This is a genomic window from Mesorhizobium sp. M0701, assembly GCF_040320365.1.
GTDB lineage: Bacteria > Pseudomonadota > Alphaproteobacteria > Rhizobiales > Rhizobiaceae > Mesorhizobium.
Window position 1 is genome coordinate 191,156 of sequence record NZ_JAMYPO010000005.1, and the last position, 14,753, is coordinate 205,908.

At 61.6% G+C, this 14,753-nt stretch carries 19 protein-coding genes and 1 pseudogene; 5 read left to right on the top strand and 15 right to left on the bottom strand.

From position 1 onward, the window contains the following. Positions 1–47: 47 nt before the first annotated feature. From NKI24_RS07520 to NKI24_RS07565, 10 genes and pseudogenes are all read right to left on the bottom strand, one after another. Complete coding sequence (locus tag NKI24_RS07520; protein WP_352744182.1) at positions 48–629, bottom strand: GNAT family N-acetyltransferase; 582 nt, start codon at positions 627–629, stop codon at positions 48–50. Beyond that, positions 589–1,293, bottom strand: coding sequence for a DNA alkylation repair protein (locus NKI24_RS07525; RefSeq protein ID WP_352744184.1), 705 nt, complete (start codon positions 1,291–1,293; stop codon positions 589–591). The genes NKI24_RS07520 and NKI24_RS07525 overlap by 41 nt, the downstream gene beginning before the upstream one ends. 9 nt (positions 1,294–1,302) lie before the next feature. Further along, positions 1,303–2,178, bottom strand: a pseudogene (locus tag NKI24_RS07530) (NAD(P)-dependent oxidoreductase); the annotation flags it as partial. Between the two features lie 58 nt (positions 2,179–2,236). Then, entirely contained in the window at positions 2,237–3,064 is an 828-nt protein-coding gene (locus NKI24_RS07535) for an ABC transporter permease (RefSeq protein ID WP_352744186.1), read from the bottom strand. Continuing rightward, positions 3,061–3,774 (bottom strand): ABC transporter permease, encoded by a 714-nt coding sequence (locus NKI24_RS07540; protein ID WP_352744189.1) that lies wholly within the window; start codon positions 3,772–3,774, stop codon positions 3,061–3,063. Before NKI24_RS07540 ends, NKI24_RS07535 begins: the two co-directional genes overlap by 4 nt. A gap of 118 nt (positions 3,775–3,892) precedes the next feature. Beyond that, entirely contained in the window at positions 3,893–4,675 is a 783-nt protein-coding gene (locus NKI24_RS07545; protein WP_023717637.1) for an ABC transporter substrate-binding protein, read from the bottom strand. 213 nt (positions 4,676–4,888) lie between these two features. Further along, a complete protein-coding gene (mobB, locus tag NKI24_RS07550; RefSeq protein ID WP_352744191.1) occupies positions 4,889–5,398 on the bottom strand; it encodes a molybdopterin-guanine dinucleotide biosynthesis protein B in 510 nt (169 codons plus the stop codon). Beyond that, positions 5,395–6,024 carry a molybdenum cofactor guanylyltransferase MobA gene (mobA, locus tag NKI24_RS07555; protein WP_352744194.1) on the bottom strand — a complete coding sequence of 210 codons (630 nt, stop codon included), beginning with the start codon at positions 6,022–6,024 and terminating at the stop codon, positions 5,395–5,397. The genes mobB and mobA overlap by 4 nt, the downstream gene beginning before the upstream one ends. A gap of 58 nt (positions 6,025–6,082) precedes the next feature. Next, a complete protein-coding gene (locus tag NKI24_RS07560; RefSeq protein ID WP_352744197.1) occupies positions 6,083–7,003 on the bottom strand; it encodes a DMT family transporter in 921 nt (306 codons plus the stop codon). Positions 7,004–7,125: 122 nt separating this feature from the next. Further along, on the bottom strand, positions 7,126–7,482 hold the full coding sequence (locus NKI24_RS07565) for a hypothetical protein (protein WP_352448884.1): 357 nt from the start codon (positions 7,480–7,482) through the stop codon (positions 7,126–7,128). A 197-nt stretch (positions 7,483–7,679) separates the two neighbouring features. Here NKI24_RS07565 and NKI24_RS07570 point away from each other — a divergent pair, with 197 nt between their 5' ends. Then, complete coding sequence (locus NKI24_RS07570) at positions 7,680–8,408, top strand: hypothetical protein (protein WP_352448885.1); 729 nt, start codon at positions 7,680–7,682, stop codon at positions 8,406–8,408. A gap of 51 nt (positions 8,409–8,459) precedes the next feature. On the opposite strand, the gene NKI24_RS07575 is transcribed toward NKI24_RS07570, so the two are convergent. Then, positions 8,460–8,933 carry a hypothetical protein gene (locus NKI24_RS07575; RefSeq protein WP_352744201.1) on the bottom strand — a complete coding sequence of 158 codons (474 nt, stop codon included), beginning with the start codon at positions 8,931–8,933 and terminating at the stop codon, positions 8,460–8,462. Between the two features lie 55 nt (positions 8,934–8,988). Next, complete coding sequence (gene moaA / locus NKI24_RS07580) at positions 8,989–9,984, bottom strand: GTP 3',8-cyclase MoaA (protein WP_352744204.1); 996 nt, start codon at positions 9,982–9,984, stop codon at positions 8,989–8,991. Positions 9,985–10,182: 198 nt separating this feature from the next. On the opposite strand from moaA, the gene NKI24_RS07585 reads away from it, so the two are divergent. After that, the gene (locus NKI24_RS07585; RefSeq protein ID WP_352448888.1) at positions 10,183–10,536 is read left to right on the top strand and encodes a gamma-butyrobetaine hydroxylase family protein; all 354 of its coding nucleotides are present in this window, start codon (positions 10,183–10,185) and stop codon (positions 10,534–10,536) included. Here NKI24_RS07585 and NKI24_RS07590 read toward each other — a convergent pair. After that, positions 10,491–10,988: a nuclear transport factor 2 family protein gene (locus tag NKI24_RS07590; protein ID WP_352448889.1), complete on the bottom strand. Its 498-nt coding sequence runs from the start codon at positions 10,986–10,988 to the stop codon at positions 10,491–10,493. The two genes, NKI24_RS07585 and NKI24_RS07590, sit on opposite strands and share 46 nt — an antisense overlap. A 159-nt stretch (positions 10,989–11,147) precedes the next feature. Between NKI24_RS07590 and NKI24_RS07595 the strand changes: the two genes are divergently transcribed. Continuing rightward, positions 11,148–11,759 (top strand): pyridoxamine 5'-phosphate oxidase family protein, encoded by a 612-nt coding sequence (locus NKI24_RS07595; RefSeq protein ID WP_352744209.1) that lies wholly within the window; start codon positions 11,148–11,150, stop codon positions 11,757–11,759. Positions 11,760–11,786: 27 nt separating this feature from the next. Here the strand turns inward: NKI24_RS07595 and NKI24_RS07600 are convergent, their stop codons facing one another. Continuing rightward, on the bottom strand, positions 11,787–12,239 hold the full coding sequence (locus NKI24_RS07600) for a MarR family winged helix-turn-helix transcriptional regulator (protein WP_352448891.1): 453 nt from the start codon (positions 12,237–12,239) through the stop codon (positions 11,787–11,789). A 47-nt stretch (positions 12,240–12,286) separates the two neighbouring features. Here NKI24_RS07600 and NKI24_RS07605 point away from each other — a divergent pair, with 47 nt between their 5' ends. Then, complete coding sequence (locus NKI24_RS07605) at positions 12,287–13,195, top strand: alpha/beta hydrolase (RefSeq protein WP_352744212.1); 909 nt, start codon at positions 12,287–12,289, stop codon at positions 13,193–13,195. Positions 13,196–13,229: 34 nt separating this feature from the next. Here NKI24_RS07605 and NKI24_RS07610 read toward each other — a convergent pair whose 3' ends face one another. Then, on the bottom strand, positions 13,230–13,844 hold the full coding sequence (locus NKI24_RS07610) for a TetR/AcrR family transcriptional regulator (protein ID WP_352744215.1): 615 nt from the start codon (positions 13,842–13,844) through the stop codon (positions 13,230–13,232). Between the two features lie 98 nt (positions 13,845–13,942). On the opposite strand from NKI24_RS07610, the gene NKI24_RS07615 reads away from it, so the two are divergent. Continuing rightward, a complete protein-coding gene (locus tag NKI24_RS07615) occupies positions 13,943–14,689 on the top strand; it encodes a 3-oxoacyl-ACP reductase family protein (RefSeq protein ID WP_352744218.1) in 747 nt (248 codons plus the stop codon). The last annotated feature ends 64 nt before the right edge of the window (positions 14,690–14,753 follow it).

Genomic DNA, 14,753 nt, shown 5'->3' on the forward strand with positions numbered 1-14,753 from the left:
GAGCCTTGATCTGCGGACATCAAGTAAAGCTGCCGCTGCCTCACAGGTCAACACTCAAGCCGCATCACATGCCGGCGCGAGCCGGTCATGCCGATCTCGCGAAAGCCGCGGGCGACGAACATGTCGCGAAAACCCATGAAGCTGTAGCTCGGCGAAGCCTGGTCGACGGGATAGGCTTCGATCGTCCTGGCGCCTTTGGCAAAGGCGTGATCGATGGCCGCGTCGAGCAATGCGCTTGCCAGCCCGCCGCCGCGCAGCGCTCTCGGTACATAGAAGCAGACGATCGACCAGATGCCCATCTCGCTATCGTCCTGCTGCCGTGACAGCTTGCGGTAGGTCTCGCGCGGCGCAATCGAGCACCAGCCGACGGTCCGGCCATCGATCTGGGCGACAATGCCGACCGGCGTGCCGGCGTCTATCAGCGTCATCATCGCGCGTTTCTTCTCGTCGTTCTCGACATGCTCGCGGCGGTCGAGATTGCGCCAAGCCATACACCAGCAGTATTTCGGCCCACCGGGTTGCTCGAACAGGTTTTCGAAATCGGCGCGCGTCGATTGCGTCACCTCCGTGAAGCGCACTTCGCTCAGGTCAAGCTTTTCTGGCGGCGAGCCGCTCGAGCGTCTTGGCATCGGAAAGTTCCTTCACGACGTCCTTGCCGATCCAGCGTGCGGTCCTGTCTGTCGAGGCCGCCAATTTTAGCGCCACGGCAAGGGCAGGGCCGTGCAAATTCATCGATCGCTTGCCGATCGAACGAAGCGCCCAGTTCACGGCCTTCTTCACAAAATTGCGGCCGTCGGTCGCATGCGCCTCGATGATCGACAGGAATTCGAGGAAGGTCGTCTCGGGTTCCTTCTTCCGGTGGACCACCGACCAAGCCATCATCGCAAAAGCCGTGCGTCGAACGAATTCCCGTTCGTCGACCGCGAATTCGGCGATCAATTCCTTCCAGCAATCCGTATCGACAAAGAGATCGGAGACCCCGTCGACGATATCCCACGAGTCGAAAGTCGCCGCCCATCGTCTTGCATCCGCGGCGGAGAACCGCTCCGGATCGGCTGTCACGGAAGCGATGAACTGCGCCTCCATGATGCCTGTCTGCCAAAGCTCGAAGGCACGCTCATGGTTGCGCTTGATTTTCTTGGCAATCTGCCGCTGCACGCCATGCGAGATACCGAGCGCACGTTCGATCTTGATGCCGTAGCGCAGCATGCCAAGTCGATTTTCCTCCGAGGCGATCGAGCGCAGATGAGCGACGATTTCATCGGCGCTGGATTGAGGCGAAAGCTCGGCCACGGTGAAATCCTATTTCTCCAGCCGCGCCAGCAGCGAGGACGTGTCCCAGCGCTTGCCGCCCATCGCCTGCACGTCCTTGTAGAACTGGTCGACAAGTGCCGTCACCGGCAGTTTGGCGCCGTTGCGGTCGGCCTCGGCGAGGCAGATGCCAAGATCCTTGCGCATCCAGTCGACGGCGAAGCCGAAATCATATTTGCCGGCATTCATCGTCTTGTGGCGGTTCTCCATCTGCCAGGAACCGGCGGCGCCCTTGGAGATAACCTCGATCACCTTTTCGATGTCGAGCCCAGCCTTCTTGCCGAAATGGATGCCCTCCGCCAGGCCCTGAACGAGGCCGGCGATGCAGATCTGGTTGATCATCTTGGTGAGTTGGCCAGCCCCGGCCGATCCCATCAATCCGACCATGCGGGCATAAGCATCTATGACTGGCTTGGCCCTGTCGAAGGCGTCGGGCTCGCCGCCGACCATCACGGTCAGCATGCCGTTCTCGGCGCCTGCCTGACCGCCGGAGACCGGGGCGTCGAGGAACGCAAACCCGAGCGCTTGCGACTGCTGCGCCAGTTCGCGCGCGACCTCCGCCGATGCCGTGGTGTTGTCGATGAAGATGGCGCCTTTCTTCATGGAATTGAAGGCGCCTTCGGCACCGGTCGTCACCGAGCGCAGATCGTCGTCATTGCCGACGCAGGAAAAGACGAAGTTCTTGCCCGCGGCCGCCTCTGCTGGTGTCGCGGCGAAGCTGCCGCCATGCTGGGCAACCCACTGCTCGGCCTTGGCCCTGGTGCGGTTGTAGACGGTGACGTCGTGACCACCCTTGTTCTTGAGATGTCCGGCCATCGGATAGCCCATGACGCCAAGACCAAGAAATGCCACCGAAGCCATGTTTTCGAATCCCTTAGAAGCCTGCTTTGCGGTCTTCTTACCGGATCAGGCAATGCGATGGGAGTCAGCGGTGCAGATGGATGGTGATGCGCCGTTCGATCCATTCGACCGCGTGACGCAGGATCTCGACAATGATCAGATAGATGATCGCCGCCCAGATAAAGGACTGGAAGTCGAAAGTGCGCGCATAGGTGAGCTTCGTGATGCCCATCAGATCATAGACGGTGATGATGGCAACGATCGCCGAGCCCTTGATCATCAGGATGATCTCGTTGCCATACGGGCGCAGCGCCACGATCAGCGCCTGCGGCAGGATAATTTTCCGTAGGATTTGCACTTTGTGCAGGCCGAGCGAGGCGGCACCTTCCCATTGGCCCCTCGGCACGCTCTCGATTGCGCCACGCAAAATCTCGGCCTGGTACGCGGCCGTATTCAGCGAAAAGGCGAAGATCGCGCAGTTGAACGCTTCGCGGAAGAAGCCCCACAGTCCGACCATCTCGAGCTCCGGCCGGAAGGAGCCGACCCCATAGTAGACCAGGAAGGTCTGCGCCAACAGCGGCGTGCCGCGAAAGAAATAGACATAGGCATAGGCGAACCCCGAAAGGATCGGGTTCTTCGACATGCGTGCATAGGCGATCGGCACCGACAGGATCGCGCCAAGCACAATCGAGATGGCAACCAGCAACAGGGTGATGCCGAGGCCGGATATGTAGCCGGGTGCATATTTCTGGAAGAACTCCGGGTTCCACGCAGCGACCAGGTAGACGACCATGCCAATGCCGAGAGCGATCCACAGGCCGACTAGGACATGGCCGAGGATGCGTTGACGCGACCAGCCGCGTGCGGGCGGCGGCGGCCGGTCGACCTTCAGCGTGTCGGTGGCAAGGCTCATCTCTTGACCTCGCTGCCGCCGACCGCTCGTTCGATCGCGTTGATGCCGAAGGAGGAGACGATCGCCAGCAGGAGATAGATGAGGCCGGCGAAACCGTAAAACAGGAACGCGTGCTTGGTGACGCGAGCGGCAACCCCGCTCTGCCGGAGGATCTCGTTGAGGCCGACGGCCGAGACGAGCGCGGTGTCCTTGAGCAGGATAAGCCAGAGATTGGCAAGTCCGGGCAACGCGATGCGGATCAACTGCGGCAGCACGATCAGCCGCATCGTCTGGCCGCTGGACAGGCCAACCGAATAGCCTCCCTCATATTGCCCTTTTGGAATGGCGCGGAAGGCGGATAAAAACACCTCGCTGGAATAAGAGGAGAAAATGAAGCACAGCGCGATCATGCCGGCGACGAAGCTGTTGACGTCGGCGGACGTTCCGGGGCTCACCAGCTGGACAATGTACTGCAGGATCAATGGGATGCCGAAGAAGATCAGAAACAGCGTGAGCAGCTCGGGTATTCCGCGAAAAATCGTGGTGTAGATGTTCCCGGCCAGTCTCAGCGACGGCTCTTCCGATTGTTTGGCCAGCGCCACGAAAAAGCCGAGCGTCAGCCCGAAGGGCAGAGTGGCCAGCGCAAGACATACCGTGACAAACACACCCGCGGCGATGTCGTCGAGCCAGCCTTCGGGTCCCCAACTGAGAAGCGTCAGTGCGCTCTGCATCCGCCTGCCTGTTCTCCTTGAGGCTCTTTGGGACCCGTGCCGCGTCACCCCTCGTGCGCGGCATCCTTATAAGAACGGCGGGAATCTCCCGCCGTTCAAGTCCTCGCATGTCGGTCGATCAGGACTCGCCGCCATAAACGTCATATTTGAAGTATTTGTCGTTGATTTCCTTGTACTTTCCGTTTGCTCGGATGGCGTCGATCGCCGCATTGAACTGGTTGACCAGATCGGTCTCGCCCTTGCGCACGGCAATGCCGGCGCCCGGACCGTGGATTTCGATGACCGGCTTGATTGTGCCGACCAGCTTGCAGCAGGCGCCGTCCGGCGAATCCAGCCATTGCTGCAGCACGACGATGTCGTCATTGGCGGCATCGAGCCGGCCATTGGCCAGATCGAGCTGGTATTCCTGTGCGGTCGGGTACGGCTTGACGGTGCTGTCGGTATAAGTCTTGGTCGAATAGTTGAAATGCGTGGTGGACGCCTGCACGCCGATCGTCTTGCCGGCCAAATCTTCCTTGGTTACACCCTTGATGTCAGTGTCCTTGGGGGCGGCGATCGCCGGCGGCGTATTGTAATATTTGTGGGTGAAGTCGACCTTCTCGGCGCGTTCCGGCGTGATCGACATCGACGCGACGATGGCGTCGAACTTGCCTGCCTGAAGGGCGGGAATGATGCCGTCCCAGTCCTGCGCGACAAAGGTGCACTTCACCTTCATCTCGTCGCAGAGCGCCTTGGCAATGTCGATATCGAAGCCTACGAGCTGGCCGTCGGCTGTCAGATTGTTGAATGGGGGATAGGCTCCCTCGGTGCCGATCCTCAAGGTCTTTTCCTGGGCCTGGGCAACGCCAAGCGTCAGCAGCGCAGCCGAAGCGGCAAGCGCGATACGCAGTGCAATACGCATAATGGTCCTCTCTGTTGGTCCCGGCCGTCGTTCCCGAACGGCTCTGTGGGCGGTGCTTTTGACCGCCCGCTGATGCGATACTCCCATTCTTTCCCAAGAAAAAGCAACTGCAAAACCGTCGCTTGAGGGAAGGTCATGTTCAGAAAGCGATGACGCTGGGTCAGACGCCTAAATTGGAAAGCAAGTGGGCGGAAACTGTCTTCTGCCGCATTTTCAGCGCGACAGGCTTGTGGCGCGCTCGATGAAGTCAGCTATCGAATTCGTGTCGTCGAGATCGAAGGCCGGCAGGTCTTCGCCGACAATGGGGAAGTCGGAGGCGATGGCGACAATGTGTGGATCGCCTGCCGAGAGCGGTGTCCGGTCCTTGGCCTCGAGCCGTCTCGTCTCGATTTTCTTGTGCGCTTCGCGCTTGTAACCCTCGACCAACACGATGTCGCACGGTGCCAGCCGTGACAGGATCGCGTCTAGCGTCGGCTCGTCCTCGCCGCGCAATTCGCGCATCAGCGCCCAGCGCCTGCCCGACACGACCGCGACCTCCATCGCTCCCGCCTGCCGGTGGCGAAAGCTGTCCGCCCCTGGTTTGTCGATGTCGAAATCATGATGGGCGTGTTTTATCGTCGACACTTTCCAGCCGCGCCGGACGAGCTCGGCCACCAGCTTTTCGGTCAATGTCGTCTTGCCGGAGTTCTTCCAGCCGGTGATGCCGAAGATACGTCTTTTCATGGTTCGATGCTCCGCAACAGATGCGCGGCCTGGGCAAGGTCGTCGGGAGTGTTGATGTTGAAGAACGGATCGACCTCGGCCCCGCCCGATTTCAGGATGGGAAATTCCACCTCGACAAAACCGTGCCGGTCGATGAACGCCGCAACGCGCCGGTTGTCTTCCTCGACGAGAAATTGTCGCAAGGCCTGATCTAACCCTAGCGGCCAGAGTGCAAAGGTCGGATGCCGTTTGCCGCCGGAACAAGCAACGGCGATCGAGCCAGAGCGCGCATAGGCTGCCGCGAGCAGCCGCTCGACCATGTCCCTCGGCAGGAAAGGCGTATCGCCGGCAGCCGTGACCAGCGCCTGGCAGGTCGTGTCGGAAGCCCATTCGAGGCCGGTCAGGATCCCGGCAAGCGGCCCGGCATAACCTTTGACGGTATCGGCAAGCACCGGAAGCCCCGTCGCGGCAAACCGTGTCGGATCGCCATTGGCGTTTAGCGCAAGCGGTCCGACCTGCGGGCCAAGGCGCGAAACGACACGGTCGAGCAGGGTGCCGTCGCCCAGCGCAAGCAGCGTCTTGTCGCCGCCGCCCATCCGGCTCGACCGGCCGCCGGCCAGAATGATCCCTGCGATATGTCGGCCCATCGTTTGCTGCCTAGACCCAAAATCCAGTTTTCAAATCAGACAGTCGTCGACAGTCACTCTATATGCCGTCCGGCGCCATGTCCGGTCCAGTGCTTTCGGCGGCTGTCTTTCGCCGGCCGACGATCCGTTCGCGGTAGAGTGCATAGAGGCCCGACGCGATGATGATCGTGGCACCGACGATCATCGGCAGATCCGGGACGTCGCCGAAGATCGTGAAGCCAAGCAGGATCGACCAGAGCAGGGCGGTGTAGCGGAACGGCGCGATGAAGGAGATATCGCCCACCCGCATCGCCGTGATGATGAAGTGGTAGCCGATGAGCACGAGCACCGCCGCCAGCGCCAGGAACGCCGTGCTTTGTCCTGTCATCGGTGTCCAACCGCCCATCGGTGAAAGCAATGCCGCGCCCAGAACCGTCATGGCAAGCGCGGTGGCGCTCGACACCAGCAATGTCGGAATTGCCTGCGGTATCCGCTTGGTAGCGAGATCGCGCACCGCGCAGCATGCGACGCTGGCCAGCGCCAGCAGAGAAAAGACGCTGAACCCTTCGAAGCCCGGCCGCACGATGATCAGCATGCCGGCAAAACCGACGGCAATAGCCAGCCAGCGCCGCCAGCCGACGCCCTCGTTGAACACAAGTGCTGCGCCCATCGTCACCGCCAGCGGCAGCGCCTGCAGCACGGCGGAGACATTGGCGATCGGAAGATGTGCCAGAGCAACCAGGAACGACACGGTGGCGCCGGCCTCGCCGGCGACGCGCAGCGCAACGGTCGGCTGCAGCATCGAACCTGGCCGGGCAAGCGCGCCCCGTTGCCACGCAAGCAGGCCAACGAAAAGCGAAGCGAAGGCGCCGCGGATCAGCATGACCTGCGCCATGTTCATCGATTCCGATGAGAATTTGGTGATCGCGTCGTTGAGAGTGAAACCAGCCATGGCCACCATCATGAACAACGCGCCGCGGAGGTTTGGCGAAAGAGGCAAGGCGATTACCGGGTGAGTCCTGCAGCAAGCGTCTAGCAGGCACCCACAAGACAGCAACGTCAAAGGGCTGGGCCACAGCCTTTCTGTGGACCGTGACATCTGCCGCGCAAGAGCGGCAGGGCTTATTTGGGCGTCAGTACCTCGGTGCCGTTGCCTTCCTTGCCGGCAATCGTCCACAGGCCACGCAGCGAGCCGTCGTCCTGCACCTTGTAGACGACTAGACCGACCGCCTTGCCCATGACATAGCCGGCGGAGAAGGCATCGTCGTTGCGCATGCAGATACCGTCCGAGGACGAGCCGCCTGTCTCCCAATGGATCGTGCAGGTCGTCTCGCTGGTCAGCGTGATCGTCGCGTCGCCACCATAGGACGACCCATCGAAATTGGTGCCGGCCACGGCATAGGTGCCGCCGATCGACTGGGCCGCCGCGGGCAGGGCCGCGAGGCTGAGCAATGCAAGAGAAAGAATGAGTTTGCGCATATCGTATTCCCCCACTGGGCGAAGAACCGCTCCAGAGCAGAGGCTAGGCCCGAATGGGCTTGCGGTAAATCCGGTGACCGTTTGCGGACAAGACCTTTTCTGGGTGTGACCCCAAAAAAGGTGCCGTTCTAAAGGATGGGTCCGGAGGGCAAATTTATCACACTGCGGCGCGAGGAAATTTTTCGACGAGATCAAATTTGCTCGGCAAGATTCACCAAATTGGTCATTGTAAGCTTCTGATCGTGTTGGGGAGATGGTCCATGATGAATGCACGAGGCAATGCGGACTGGCTTGGCACAGGCAGCAGGCGGCATGTTTCGTCGGCTTTCCGGTTCTCTTCTGCCCTGGCGGTCATCCTCATGGCGATAGCGCCTGCGTTCGCCGAGAACGGCGCTTCGGCGTCGGCAGTCGAACGGATGTCCACGCCGGGTCACGAAGCGGATGAGCTCGCTCGCCGCGTCGGGAAATGGTCCGTCGTCAACACGATCTGGCCAACGCCCGGTGCGCAGCCGATCGTCATGACCGGGCTGGTGGCCGAGCGCACGATGATCGGTCCCTTCATGCAGGAGGTGATGCGCCCGGCGCCCGGGTCGAAAATGCCGGACTTCCAGCGGATAGCCTATTTGAGCTATGACCGGGTGGAGGGCCGCTGGAAGTATGTCTCCATGGACACCCGTTTCCCGGCAGGGATCATGCCCGCCTGGAGTTTTGGTGGCGAGGAGGACGGCAAGATTTCACTCCTGTTCGAGCCGCTTGGTTTCGTCGGCTTCGGGCCCGAGGTCGAAGGGCGGTTCACGGCCTCCGATTTCACCATTTCCAGAGATGGCGATAATCACGAGGTGGCCGAGCAGCATTTCCTGCAGGCCAATGGCAGCGGCAAGAAATGGCTTGCCGTGCGGTATGACTACACGCGCCAACAACCGTGACTCGCTAGCAAAAACAATAGGCTGCCAATAAGTTCTGACGTCGCCGGATGCTCACGGTCCCCTGAGGCTGCCGGCGATCGCATCGACGAGCGGGTCGTATTTCGATTTCAGGGCTGGCGGGTAGTCGATCCAGACCGTGCGGATGACACCGTCTTTTCCGAACAGGCAGCGTTCATAGAAGATGTTCCCGCCTTTGATGCCCGACAGCACCGCCCAGTCCTTGCCGGTCTTGCTGTAGGTGATCCTGTAGCCAGGTTCCTTGCCGGCCCTCTCGGCGGAGACGAAGGCTGTCGGGGTGTCATCATCGATGTTGAGGATACCCGAACAGATCAGGCTGGCGCCATCGGCAGTGAGCCATTGTTGTCCATCGCCATTGTCCGGCTCAGGCTGGCGAAGAGTGAAGATTTCATCCGGAAAGGTGCAGATGGTACCGAAGCGCTCGTTCGTGTAGGTAAATGGCGCGGCAACTGCCGTGGTCCCCGCCATCACTCCGAAAAACGTCAGGACTGCAAAAAACCGCTGCACGCCTTGCCTCGCGCCGGTGCCAAGGCGATTATTCTTGCACGAAATCGGCCAAAAATCAGCCGCCGGTGACGCTCATATGCCGCGACACCGACGGACGGTTGGTGCGGCGATCGATGATGAAGTCGTGGCCTTTGGGCTTGCGGCCGATTGCTTCGTCGATGGCACCGGCGACCAGCTCGTTGCCTTCCGACGCACGCAGCGGCGCGCGCAGGTCGGCCGCATCTTCCTGGCCGAGGCACATGTAAAGGGTGCCGGTGCAGGTCAGCCGGACCCGGTTGCAGCTTTCGCAGAAATTATGCGTCATCGGTGTGATGAAGCCCAGCCGCCCGCCGGTCTCGGCGACTTGGACATAGCGGGCCGGGCCACCGGTCTTGTAGGGAATGTCGCTTAGCGTGAACTGGCGTTCGAGAGCCGCGCGCAGCAGCGACAGCGGCAGATACTGGTCGGTGCGGTCGGCGTCGATCTCGCCCATCGGCATGGTTTCGATGACCGTCAGATCCATGCCGCGGCCATGCGCCCAGCGCAGCATTTCCGGCAATTCGGCGTCATTGAAGTCCTTCAACGCCACGGCGTTGAGCTTTACCTTTAGCCCGGCCGCCTGCGCGGCGTCGATGCCGTCCATGACCTTGTCCAGATTGCCCCAGCGGGTGATCTGGCGGAATTTGTCGGCATCGAGGGTATCGAGCGAGACGTTAATGCGCTTGACGCCGCAGTCGGCGAGCTCGGTGGCAAAGCGGGAAAGCTGCGATCCGTTGGTGGTCAGCGTCAGCTCTTCCAGTGCACCACTCTCGAGATGCCGCGAAAGCTGGCGTACTAGGTGCATGATGTTCTTGCGCACAAGCGGCTCACCGCCGGTGAGGCGGAGCTTGCGCACACCCTTTTCGATGAAGACCGTGCAGAGCCGGTCGAGCTCTTCCAGCGACAGCAGGTCCTTCTTCGGCAGGAACGTCATGTCCTCGGCCATGCAATAGGTGCAGCGGAAATCGCAGCGGTCGGTGACCGATACGCGCAGGTAGGTGATCGTGCGACCGAAAGGATCGATCATATCCATGCTTATGCGCTTCCCGTGGCCGTGAACGGCTTCGTTATACATGGCTATGTGATACGAACCAACTTGCCATTCAAGATAGAAGCTCGCGATCATCGGTAACATTCCGACGCCGACAGATCATGTCGGAACTTTCCATGCGGCCTTTTCCCTCGACGCGAAGCGGCGTAGGAAGGGCGGTTCTCCGCAGGATCCACCACCATGACAGCGCCAAAGGAACTCAGGGTCTCGAAGGACCGCAAGCTGCTTTCCGTGACTTTTCCGGGACATCAGCCGTTCCAGTTGCCGGCTGAGCTTCTGCGGGTCGCCTCGCCATCGGCCGAGGTGCAGGGCCATTCGCCCGAACAGCGCGTCACCGTTCCCGGCAAGCGCAATGTGGCGATCCTGAAGATCGAGCCGGTCGGCAATTATGCCGTGCGCATCACCTTCGACGATTTCCACGACACCGGTATCTTCACCTGGAACTACCTGCATACGCTGGGTCATGAGAAGGATGCACGCTGGGCCGCCTATCTCGCCGAACTGGAAGAGAAGGGGCTGAGCCGCGACCGTTGAAATGGATCCCGCAGGACTCTCAGGTCAACGCAGATCGCCAGTATCTCGCTGGTGTCGTAACAAAACGGCGTGCCTTCGATCAGCCGGTCATTCTTGAAGCGCAAGACTTCGGCAAACGGCTGTTTGATGGTTGCACCATTGGCCCGCGACGTCAGCGAAAGCGAGCAGCTCATGAATACCGTGTCATCGTTTTGGGCGACCTGAAGGTCCTCCACCGCCACGTCGCTCCAGATTTCCCGCATTTTGCGGAAAAGGGCGCCAACGCCGTCGAGGCCGCTCCAGTCACCGGCATAGGGCAGGGAGCGCGGCTCATGCACGACAATCTCGGCATGAAATGCGCCGGCAAGCACATCGAGGCTCTCCGGCCCTGATTGCAGGAAAGGCATTTCAACATTGAACATGTTTTCAATAAGTTCCATGGCGGTGCGTCGCCGGTCGAGCGGTTTATCCATTTTTGACCTCCGTATCCGTTGGCACGATCATGCAGGTAAAGCGGTTTGCCCTTGTTTGCGTTGCCTCGACACCCGTTTCCTGATGACCGGCAAACGGGCACTTGTCGTGAAAACGTCATCCATCTGGAGTAGCGCCGGCAACGGTTTGGAGACGAAAACATGTCGATAATCACCAGCGTCGAACAGCTCGAAGCGCTCTATGGCCTGCCTGGTGAAGCGTCAGTGGTCAAGGAACTCGACCAGCTGATTCGCGAATACGCAGCTATCATCGAGGCTTCGCCGTTTGCCGCGCTCGCAACCTGCGGGCCAGAAGGGCTGGACTGCTCGCCGCGCGGCGATCTCGCCGGCTTCGTCCGCATCCACGATCCGAAAACGCTGATGATGCCGGACCGGCGCGGCAACAACCGTGCCGATTCGCTAAGCAACATCCTTCGCGATCCGCGCATCGCGCTCCTGTTCCTGGTGCCGGGTTCCGGCACGACGCTGCGCGTCAATGGCCGCGCCCACATCACCACCGATACCGGGCTCTGCGCCTCGTTCGCTGTCGAGGGCAAGCCGGCGCGCTCGGTGACGATCATCGAGATCGATGCGGTTTATTTCCAGTGCGCCCGCGCCATCCACCGATCGGAACTGTGGAATCCGGCAAGGCATGTCGACCCGAGATCGCTGCCGACTCCCGGCCAAATCCTGGAAATCACCAGCCGCAAGAACATTGACGGCGAGGTCTACGACAAGGAATGGCCCGAGCGCGCGAAAAAATCGATGTGGTGAAGCATTTGGTGGTGGAGCACTGGGCTGTCAGGCGGTCTTCAAAACCTCGGCAATCCTACGCATCTGTTCGCCGATCATGTCACATTGTTCCGGCGTCGACTGGCTCATCGCCTTCTCGATCAGCGCCATATGGACCTTCAGCGCCTGCATCAGCAGTGCCTCGCCGGCCTCTGTCAACGTCAGCCTCAGCACGCGCTTGTCCTTCTCGTCGCCCTCGCGGCGCAGCAGGCCACGGGTCTCCAGCTGAGGCAAAAGCATGGTGATGTTGGAGCGGCCGACCAGCAGCCGACGAGCAAGGTCGTGCTGCGACATGCCGGGATGACGGTAGAGGTTCATCAGCACGTCGAGCTGCGCCGGCTTCAGGTCGAGCGGCGCAAGCTTCACCGCCAGGGTGCGTTCCACCACATGGCAGGCGCGCGCCACCGCGACCCAGTTGCGAAAACGCGGGTTGTCCCAGGGCAGGTCTTGCTTAATGTTCATGTTTGAACTATTATGTTCATGCTTGAACCAATGAATGGATCGCCACTATGGCATCATTTGGACTGAAGGTCATCCGCGGCACGTTCGGCGTGGCTGAGCATGTGGCACCGCGACTCACCGGGCGTGCTGCATTCGAGCTGTTCTGCCGCACGCCGCACGAGAAGAGCTTGAGCAAAGGCGAGCGCCGCGCAATTGATCGCGCCGCCGATTTCATGACCCAGGCACGCCATCACCGGCTAAAGACCAGAACCGGCTGCGTCATGGTGCATGAATTCCGGCCCGAGCCGGGCAGGGCGACTGCCGGCACCGTGCTCGTCATCCATGGTTGGCGTTCGCGCACCGAATACATGCGCACGCTGATCGAAGCCTATCGCGATGCCGGCTACAAGGTGGTCTCGCTCGATCTGCCGGGCCACGGCCAGTCGCAGGGCCGCCGGCTTACCCTGGTCAGTGCGGTCGATGCGGCACGGGTTGCCGGCGAATGGTTCGGCCCGTTCGCGGCAATTGTCGGCCATTCCTTTGGTGGTGCCGTTGCCGCCAACGCCGTCGCCGGTTCGATCAGGAACATCCCGCGATTGGCGGCCGGGCGGCTGGTGCTTATCGCCGCGCCGAGCTCGCTGCCGGCGATCTTCGCTGATTTCAGCCGCATGCTGAATGTCGGCTCGCGCTCGCAGGCCGCCATGGCCGACCGGGTCGAGCGCATCGCCGGCCGGCCGTTGCACGAGTTCACCGGTGACCGCCAGCTCGCAAGCACGCCGCTGCCGACGCTGGTGATCCACGCGCCGGACGACCGCGAAGTGTCCGCCGAGCATGCAAGGCTCTACACGCGCGCCGGCGACCATGTGCGGCTTTACTGGGCCGAGGGGCTCGGCCACCGCCGCATTCTCGCCGACAGGGGTGTGGTGGAGCGTGCCGTTGGCTTCGTTGCCGGCAGGCTGGAGTCGTCTCTGCAGTGACCTGAATATCGTTCTTGTCAGCCGGGTTCGACCGTCACGCTGCCCCGGTGCTGGCCATCGCTATCCAAGCTGCCATTGCCCCGGCCACCGTCGCCAGAAGAGCCGAGCGCGACGCGCCGTCGCGCGCCTGGATCGACATGCCGTGCTGCACGGTCGCGTAGAAGGTCGCGGCCGTACCGCAGTCGAAATCGGCCGGCAACTCTCCCTCGGCCACGCCACGCTCGAGGCGTCTCAGCAAGGCTTCGCGGTTTTCGGCACGGCGACGGCGCAGATCATCGCAGATGGCGCCGCGGCTTGAGTCCTGGTGCAATGCGCCGAGCGCGATAAGGCAGCCTTGCGGACGACCGGTCTGTGAATAGGCCCCGGCAGTCTGCCGCAGGAACCGTTCGACGGCCTGACGCGCGGTCGGCGCCTTTTCCAGCGCAGACCAGATCTCGGTTCCCTCGACCCGCGTGTAAAGCTCGGTTGCCTCGAGAAACAGCGCTTCCTTGCTGCCGAAGGCGGCATAGAGGCTGGGAGAGTTGATGCCCATTGCAGCGGTCAGGTCGCTTATCGACGCGCCCTCATAACCCTTGGCCCAAAACACTTCCATTGCGCGCCGCAAGGCGGCGGCTCGATCGAAGGTGCGGGGGCGACCTCGTTCCGGCATGGCATCCTTTCTGTATTGATCGATACATAATTCGGTTGACGTGGTTCAGCAAGGCTGGCAGATATTTATGTATCAATCACTACAAAATGGAGAAGCAGATGTCATCCAGAAGCTTGAACGGCAAGGCCGCCCTCGTCACCGGCGGCAGCCGCGGCATTGGTGCGGCGATCGCAAGAAGGCTCGCGGCTGACGGCGCAGGCGTGGCGATCACCTATGTGAATGGCGAGGAAGGGGCGCGTGCGGTGGTCAGGGAAATCGAGGCGGGCGGCGGCCGGGCCTTTGCCATCAAGGCCGACAATCGCGATGCTGGGGCGATCGAGGCGGCGGTCGATGAGGCAGCAACAGCCTTCGGACGGCTCGACATCCTGGTCAACAGCGCCGGCATCTGGCGCGCTGCGCCGATCGATGCCCTGTCGCTTGCCGATTTCGACGAGACGATGGAGGTCAACCTCAGAGCCCCGTTCGTCGCCGCCAAGGCGGCAGCAGCGCATATGGGCGAGGGTGGCCGGATCATCTCGATCGGCAGCAATCTGGCCGAGCGTGCCACGGACGCCGGCCTGAGCGCCTACTCGGCCAGCAAGGCTGCCTTGGTTGGCCTGACCAAGGCCTTTGCACGCGATCTCGGTCCGCGCGGAATCACCGCCAATGTCGTCCATCCTGGGTCGACCGATACCGACATGAATCCGGCAGCCGGCCCGCACGCCGAGCATCAGCGTCAGAGGATGGCGATGCCTCGCTTCGGCACGGCCGACGAGATCGCCGGCATGGTCGCCTGGCTTGCCGGCCCCGAAGGGCGCTTCGTGACAGGCGCTGCATTGACCATCGACGGCGGCGCCAACGCTTGAGGCTTGGCTCACGGGCACTACCATTGGTCGGGAGCGACGGTGGATTCGCTCCCCCGTCACGACG